Origin of the sequence: Mesorhizobium sp. M0195 (assembly GCF_040322115.1) — a bacterium.
Classification (GTDB): domain Bacteria; phylum Pseudomonadota; class Alphaproteobacteria; order Rhizobiales; family Rhizobiaceae; genus Mesorhizobium.
Genome location: NZ_JAMYSV010000018.1, coordinates 82,818 through 90,209, shown reverse-complemented (window position 1 = coordinate 90,209; position 7,392 = coordinate 82,818). Strand labels below are relative to the sequence as shown.

Sequence of the window (7,392 nt, the reverse complement as noted above, 5' to 3'; positions counted from 1 at the left end):
GTGAAAAGCCCGATTGCCTTATCACCATCGACAGTCCGGATTTCTCGCTACGCGTCGCCAAAAAGGTGCGTGCGGCCGATCCGACTATCCCGATCGTCCACTATGTCTGCCCGAGCGTGTGGGCTTGGCGGCCGGGCAGGGCGGCGGCGATGAAACCGTATGTCGATCACATTCTTTGCATTCTGCCGTTCGAGGTGAAGGAACTCGCTCGCCTGGGCGGGCCGCCCGGGACCTATGTCGGGCATCGCCTTGCACACGATCCGGGCATAGTCAGTGCCGCCAGGGCGCAGGCGCAGCCGCGTGACTTGTCCGCAGATCACGTCAAAACGTTGCTCGTATTGCCCGGTTCGCGTCGCGGCGAGGTGCGACGCCTGGTCGGGCCGTTCGGCGAGACGGTGTCGATCCTGCGGGCGCGCGGGCACCGCTTGCGCCTGCTGTTGCCGACGGTCCCGCACGTCGCCGATCTGGTCAGGACCTCGGTTGCGAGCTGGGACGAGAAGCCGGAGATCATCCTTGATGCCGAACGCAAATGGCAGGCCTTCGGCAAGGCGGATGCGGCGCTGATCGCGTCGGGGACGGTATCGCTGGAACTTGCACTGGCAAGTGTGCCGATGATCTCCTGCTACCGGCTCGATCCGGTCATGCGCATGGCGCAGCCGCTGATCAAAGTATGGAGCGCAGCCTTGCCCAATCTCATTGCCGACCGGCCGATTGTGCCGGAACACTACAATCAATATGTGCGGCCGCATTATCTGGCGCGGCAACTGGAAGCGCTGTTCTCCGATACCGCTTACCGCACCTGGCAGAAGCACGGTTTTGCCGACATTGCCGGGCGTGTGGCAACCGCCAAGCCGTCAGGCGAGATTGCTGCGGGGCTGGTGATGGGTATGGTGAGGAAGTGGTGAATAGTGAATAGCGAGTAGGAAATGGTGCTGGCGGTAACGGCCAAGCTGCTTCAGCTACTACTCGCTACTCGCTACTCGCTACTCGCTACTCGCTATCTTCACCGCTTCGCGATCGGCACGTAATCCCGTTCCGGCGCGCCAGTATAGAGCTGGCGTGGGCGACCGATCTTCTGATGCGGATCCTCGATCATCTCCTTCCACTGCGCGATCCAGCCGACGGTGCGGGCGACCGCGAACAGTACGGTGAACATGGTGGTGGGGAAGCCCAGCGCCTTAAGGGTGATGCCGGAATAAAAATCGACGTTAGGGTAGAGCTTCTTCTCGATGAAATAGGAATCGGTCAGCGCGATCTTTTCCAACTCCATGGCGATGTCGAGCAGCGGATCGTCCTTGATGCCGAGCTCGCCCAGGACTTCGTGCGCCGTTTTCTGCATGATCTTGGCACGCGGATCGTAGTTCTTGTAAACGCGGTGGCCAAAGCCCATCAATCGGAACGGATCGTTCTTATCCTTGGCGCGCGCAATGAATTCCGGGATGTGATCGACATGGCCGATCTCGCCCAGCATGTTCAGCGCTGCCTCGTTGGCGCCGCCATGTGCGGGACCCCACAGGCAGGCGATGCCGGCAGCGATACAGGCAAAGGGATTGGCGCCCGACGAGCCGGCCAGGCGGACGGTCGAAGTCGAGGCGTTCTGTTCGTGATCGGCGTGCAGGATGAAGATGCGCTCCATCGCGCGCGCCAGCACCGGATTGATCTTGTATTCCTCGCAAGGCACGGCGAAGCACATATGCAGGAAGTTGGCTGCGAAATTCAGCTCGTTCTTCGGATAAATGAACGGCTGGCCGATGTGGTATTTGTACGCCATCGCCGCGATTGTCGGCATCTTGGCGATCAGCCGCATTGAGGCGACCATGCGTTGATACGGATCCGAGATGTCGGTGGAATCGTGATAGAAGGCCGACAGCGCGCCGACCACGCCGCACATCACCGCCATCGGATGCGCATCACGGCGGAAGCCGGTGAAAAAGCGCGACATCTGCTCATGTACCATGGTGTGGCGCGTCACCCGGTAGTCGAAATCGTCCTTCTGCGCCTTGGTCGGTAATTCACCATAGAGCAAGAGATAGCAGACTTCGAGGAAGTCGCCGTGCTCGGCCAGTTGGTCGATCGGGTAGCCGCGGTGCAAAAGAATGCCGGCATCGCCATCGATGAAGGTGATTTCCGATTCGCAGCTCGCCGTCGACGTAAAGCCGGGATCATAGGTAAAGACGCCGGCGGTATTGTAGAGCGAACCGATGTCGATGACGTCAGGTCCTACCGAACCACTTCGGATCTTGAATTCATGGGTTTTGCCGCCGAGCTCCAGCTTTGCCGTCGATGCCTGGGTTTTGCCGCCAAATTCCATTTTCGTCGCAGGTTCGGTCATAGCAAACTCCTTTTTGTTTCCTCAGGCCGGCAAAGGCAAAATATCTGAACCCAACACGTCAAAAGCATCGGAATATGCACATTTGCGCCCGCAATTGTATCTGCGCGCCAGATTAGGCCAAGGCCCAATGTTGCACTGCGAAACACACCTTTCAATGCCAATCTTCTTAGGCCAGTTCGCTAATCGATTTGATCAGCGATCCGCGCCAGGCTTTCCTCGCGGCCCAGCACGGCAAGCACATCAAAGACACCTGGCGAGGTACTTTTGCCGGTGAGCGCGGCGCGCAAAGGTTGGGCCACGGCGCCGAGTTTATGGCCGCCGGCCTGCGCGTAGTCGCGGATCGCGACTTCAGCCGAGGCGGCAGACCAGTCCGAAACCGTGGCCAGTGCCGCATGAGCGCCTCGCAGGATCGCGCGCGCCTCACCGCTGAGCAGCGCCGCCGCCTTCTCGTCGACCGGCAGCGGCCGCTCGACGAACAGGAATGCAGCCCCTTCAACAAGTTCGACCAGCGTCTTGGCGCGCTCCTTCAGGCCGGGCAAAGCGGCAAGCAGTTGCGCCTTGCGTCTGTCGTCGAGGCGGGCGGCGATTGCCGGGCCGCCTTCGAGATAGGGCAGAGTGGCGATGAAGGTGTCGAGCAGCGCCGCGTCGTTCATCCGGCGCATATGCACGCCGTTGAGCGCCTCGAGTTTGGCGAAGTCGAAACGGGCGGCGCCCTTGTTGACATCGCCAATGTCGAACCATGCGATCATGTCGGCAATCGACATGATCTCATCGTCGCCGTGGCTCCAGCCAAGCCTCGCCAGATAGTTGAGCAGCGCCTCCGGCAGGTAGCCCATGGCGCGATAGGCCTCGACGCCAAGCGCACCGTGCCGCTTCGACAGCTTGGCGCCGTCGGCACCGTGGATCAGCGGGATATGCGACATCGACGGCACCTCCCAGCCCATGGCCTGGTAGATTACGGTCTGGCGTGCGGCGTTGGTCAAATGATCGTCGCCGCGGATGATGTGGGTGATGCCCATGTCGTGATCGTCGACGACGACGGCATGCATGTAGGTCGGATTGCCGTCCGAGCGCAGAATAATGAAATCGTCGAGATCCTTGTTGGGAAAACGCACGTCGCCCTGGACGCGGTCATGCACCACCGTCTCGCCGTCTGTCGGCGCCTTGATGCGGATCGCCCCCTTGGCGCCGGGCGGCGCCTCCGACGGGTCGCGGTCGCGCCAGCGTCCGTCATAGCGGGGAGGCAGCCCCTTGGCCCGTGCGCTCTCGCGCATTGCTTCCAGCTCGGCAGGCGTCGCATAACAATAATAGGCCTTGCCCATGCGAACGAGCTCCTCGGCCACCTCGCGATGGCGCGGCGCACGCTCGAACTGCGACACCGGCTCACCGTCCCATGTCAGGCCAAGCCAGGAAAGCCCGTCGAGAATGGCTGCGGTTGCCGCATCGGTGGAGCGCTCGCGGTCGGTGTCTTCGATGCGCAGCAGCATCGTGCCGCCTGTGTGCTTGGCATACAGCCAGTTGAACAGCGCCGTGCGCGCGCCGCCAATATGCAGATAACCGGTGGGCGAGGGGGCAAAACGGGTGACGACCTTATCGGGCATGGAACTCTCAGGCGGGCCAAGGAAGTGGGTTTGCGGACTTTCGCGCGTTGCGCGTTCATGTAGCATAGGAGGTCGAGGGCGCAAGAGGCAGACCCGATGGCTGTGCGAGGCCGTGGTGCGGGCGAGGGCGAGGACGCTGGTAGCGGCGTCAGCGAACGCTTGCTGTTTGCCGCTCCCCCGCCTGCCCTGCCGGTATCGGCATTGCTGCCCGCTCCGCGCTTCGATGCTCCGTCGCTGCCGGCCAGCGACCCAGCAACGGTTCCGGTGCCTGCGTCCGAGCCCATCGTGCGCCTACGCCGGCGTTTCCGCCTCCCGTCACCATCCCGCATCCGCAACAGCGTAACCTCGGCAGCCGGCCTGGAACTCGACCGTGGCGTCGCCTTCCTGCTGGTGCCGGTGTTCCTCGCATGCGGGGTGGTCGTATATTTCGCGCTGTCGGTGGAGCCGGCCTTTCCGCAGCCGATCGCAATCGTGCTCCTCGCGGCCCTTTGTGCCGTCATCTCGCGGTCATGGCCCAGGACCCGCCTGTGCTTCATGGTGGCGCTGCTCTGCGCGCTTGGCGTGCTTGCCGCCAAGTTCGAGACCTGGCGTGTCGGGACGCATATGCTCGGTTCCGAAATCTCGACGCGGCTGACGGGTCGTGTCGTATCGTACGAGCCCATGGCGAGCGGCCGCATCAGACTGACAATCGATGTGATCTCAACCGCCAGGCCGACGCTGCGCTACATGCCGGAACGGGTCCGCATTTCGGCGATGAAGATACCGGCTGAGCTGGCCGCTGGTTCCGAGATCACCGGCTATGTGCGGCTGCTGCCGCCGACCGGCCCGGTGCGGCCCGACAGCTATGATTTCTCCTTCGACAGCTATTTCGCCGGTATCGGCGGCAGCGGCTTCTTTCTCGGCAATCCGAAAGTCGTGGCTTCGGGCAGCATGCCGCTTGCCGCGCGGCTTTCTTCCGCGATCGAAGACGCGCGCGAATCCATCGCCGACCATATCCGCAGCCGCATCGGCGGCGCCGAGGGCGAGATTGCTGCTGCGCTGATCGTTGGCGTGCGCGCCGGCATTCCCGAGGAGATCAACGAAGCGATGCGGCGTACAGGCATCTACCACATCATCTCCATCTCGGGGCTGCATATGGCGTTGGTCGCCGGCACCATCATGGCGCTGCTACGCGGCGCCTTTGCGCTGTTTCCCGACTTCTCATCGCGACGGCCGGTCAAGAAATATGCCGCAGCCGCCGCGCTTTTTTCGATTGCGGCCTACCTCGTCTTTTCCGGCATTGTGGTAGCGGCCGAACGCAGCTTCATCATGCTGGCGGTGATGCTTATCGCCGTGCTGTTCGACCGGGCCGCGCTCACCATGCGCAACCTGGCGATCTCGGCCATCGCGGTCATCGTGGTGTCGCCGCACGAGGTGGTCGGTCCGAGCTTCCAGATGTCCTTCGCCGCGACGGCGGCCCTTGTCGGCGCCTATGCCGGCTGGTCCGACTACCGCGCCGGCAGGGCCACCACGCCGCCGCCGCGGCGGTCGCCGCTACGCCTCGCCACGCGAAAGGTCCTGCTGGGCATGGGCGGCCTGGCGATGACCTCGATCATTGCAGGGAGCGCCACGGCGCTTTTCGCCATATGGCATTTCCAGCGCGTGGCGCCGCTCAGCCTGTTCGCCAATCTGGCCATCATGCCCATCGTCTCACTGGTCGTCATGCCCTTCGCCGTCCTCAGTGCGCTGGCGATGCCGTTCGGCGCGGATGGGCCTTTCCTATACGTGATGGGCAAAGGGCTGACGGCGATGATCGCCCTGTCCGGGTGGATCTCCGAGCGCTCGCCGATCGATGCGGTCGGACTGATTTCGCTGAGATCTGTCCTTTTGGTGACGATCGCCCTCGTCATTGCCAGCATGGCGACGACCTGGTTGCGGCTCGCGGCACTTCCTTTTGCGCTCGCCGGCTTGCTAACGACAACGCAGACGCGCGTACCCGACGTATTGATCTCGGAGGACGCACGGCTGGTCGCGCTGCCGATCGGCAGCGGTGAGCTCGCCGTCAACCGGGCACGCCCGAATGAGTTCACGATCGACAACTGGAAACGCGCGCTCACATCAGAGGCTATCGTCGCGCCGGAAACACCTGGAAAGAACGATCCGCAATTCGACATTGCCGATCCGGCCGACCTACCGCCGGGCATGCCGTTCATTTGCACGGACGGTCTCTGCCTCGCCAGGCATCCATCCGGCGCGATCATTGCGCAAGCCAAGGACCGCGATACCGCACGGCCAGCCTGCGCCTTCGCCAGCTTGATCGTCATCGACGACGCCACCGCCCATAATCCCTGCTACTACGACCGGCTGGTCCTCGTCGTCACCAAACGGCAACTGGCGCGCGCGGGAAGTGCGGCCGTCTATTTCGATCCACAAGCGGCAACACGCGCCGAAATCCGCTTCGCCGTCGAAAAATCATACCGGCCCTGGCACGTGCAGCGGAAATTTTCACGCGCGGCGCGCGGCCTGCCGCCATACCGCAGAGCCGACAATCCAAAAGCCGGCACCAAGGGCGCAACTCAGTAGCGGCGGATCAGCCCAACGAGCTTGCCCTGCACCTTGACCCTGTCTGGTCCGAAGATGCGCGTCTCGTAGGCCGGATTGGCGGCCTCCAGGGCGATCGAGGCGCCCTTGCGGCGGAACCGCTTCAGCGTCGCTTCCTCCTCGTCGACCAAGGCCACCACGATCTCACCGGGGCTCGCCGTATCGGCGTTGCGGATGATCACCGTGTCGCCGTCGAAAATGCCAGCCTCGATCATCGAATCGCCTTTGACCTCGAGCGCATAATGCTCGCCGCCCATGATCATATCCGGCGGCACCGAAATCGAATGCGTCTGGTGCTGGATAGCATCGATCGGCACACCAGCGGCGATGCGGCCCATTACCGGGATCGAAACGGCGGCGACGACATCGTCGTCATTGCCGGCTGCAGGGACGCGCGACGATGTGGGCTTGCCCTGCCGAGGGGCACCTTGCCCAAGACTGCCCTGGATGACACTCGGCGAGAACTTGCGTGCCGCATTGAGGCCGGGGGCGATCGAGTCAGGCAGGCGTAGTACCTCCAGCGCACGGGCCCGGTTGGGCAAACGGCGAATGAAGCCGCGCTCCTCCAGCGCCGTAATCAGTCGGTGGATTCCGGATTTGGAAGCCAGGTCGAGCGCTTCCTTCATCTCGTCGAAGGAAGGTGGGATACCGCTTTCCTTCAACCTTTCGTGGATGAACATAAGCAGTTCGTGTTGTTTGCGTGTCAGCATAGCGACCCCCAACAGAATCAGAAAACAAACCCAGAACAGACACTATCTGTTCCAGTTGTGTTCCGCAACTGTTTAAAGTTTAATGAATGCGTTAAGGCTCGGGAAACAAACGACGTCCCCTACCGGCGTACCGTATTTTCACCGCCGCGAGCCTCATCCCCTTGATTCT

General features: G+C 62.6%; 5 protein-coding genes. 2 read left to right on the top strand and 3 right to left on the bottom strand.

All coding sequences use genetic code 11. The features are described 5' to 3' along the window. Positions 1 to 905 (top strand): lipid-A-disaccharide synthase (locus tag NKJ12_RS25965; RefSeq protein ID WP_352705978.1); only part of this gene is annotated, 905 nt, incomplete at its 5' end. A 98-nt stretch (positions 906 to 1,003) separates the two neighbouring features. Here NKJ12_RS25965 and gltA read toward each other — a convergent pair. Together gltA and gltX are read right to left on the bottom strand one after the other, a co-directional pair. Further along, positions 1,004 to 2,332: a citrate synthase gene (gene gltA / locus NKJ12_RS25960; RefSeq protein ID WP_254817305.1), complete on the bottom strand. Its 1,329-nt coding sequence runs from the start codon at positions 2,330 to 2,332 to the stop codon at positions 1,004 to 1,006. A 179-nt stretch (positions 2,333 to 2,511) separates the two neighbouring features. Then, on the bottom strand, positions 2,512 to 3,933 hold the full coding sequence (gltX, locus tag NKJ12_RS25955; protein WP_352705976.1) for a glutamate--tRNA ligase: 1,422 nt from the start codon (positions 3,931 to 3,933) through the stop codon (positions 2,512 to 2,514). Between the two features lie 96 nt (positions 3,934 to 4,029). Here gltX and NKJ12_RS25950 point away from each other — a divergent pair, with 96 nt between their 5' ends. Further along, the gene (locus NKJ12_RS25950; protein ID WP_352705973.1) at positions 4,030 to 6,495 is read left to right on the top strand and encodes a ComEC/Rec2 family competence protein; all 2,466 of its coding nucleotides are present in this window, start codon (positions 4,030 to 4,032) and stop codon (positions 6,493 to 6,495) included. Here the strand turns inward: NKJ12_RS25950 and lexA are convergent. Continuing rightward, positions 6,489 to 7,223: a transcriptional repressor LexA gene (gene lexA, locus NKJ12_RS25945; RefSeq protein WP_023674949.1), complete on the bottom strand. Its 735-nt coding sequence runs from the start codon at positions 7,221 to 7,223 to the stop codon at positions 6,489 to 6,491. The genes NKJ12_RS25950 and lexA overlap by 7 nt on opposite strands. Positions 7,224 to 7,392 lie beyond the last annotated feature (169 nt).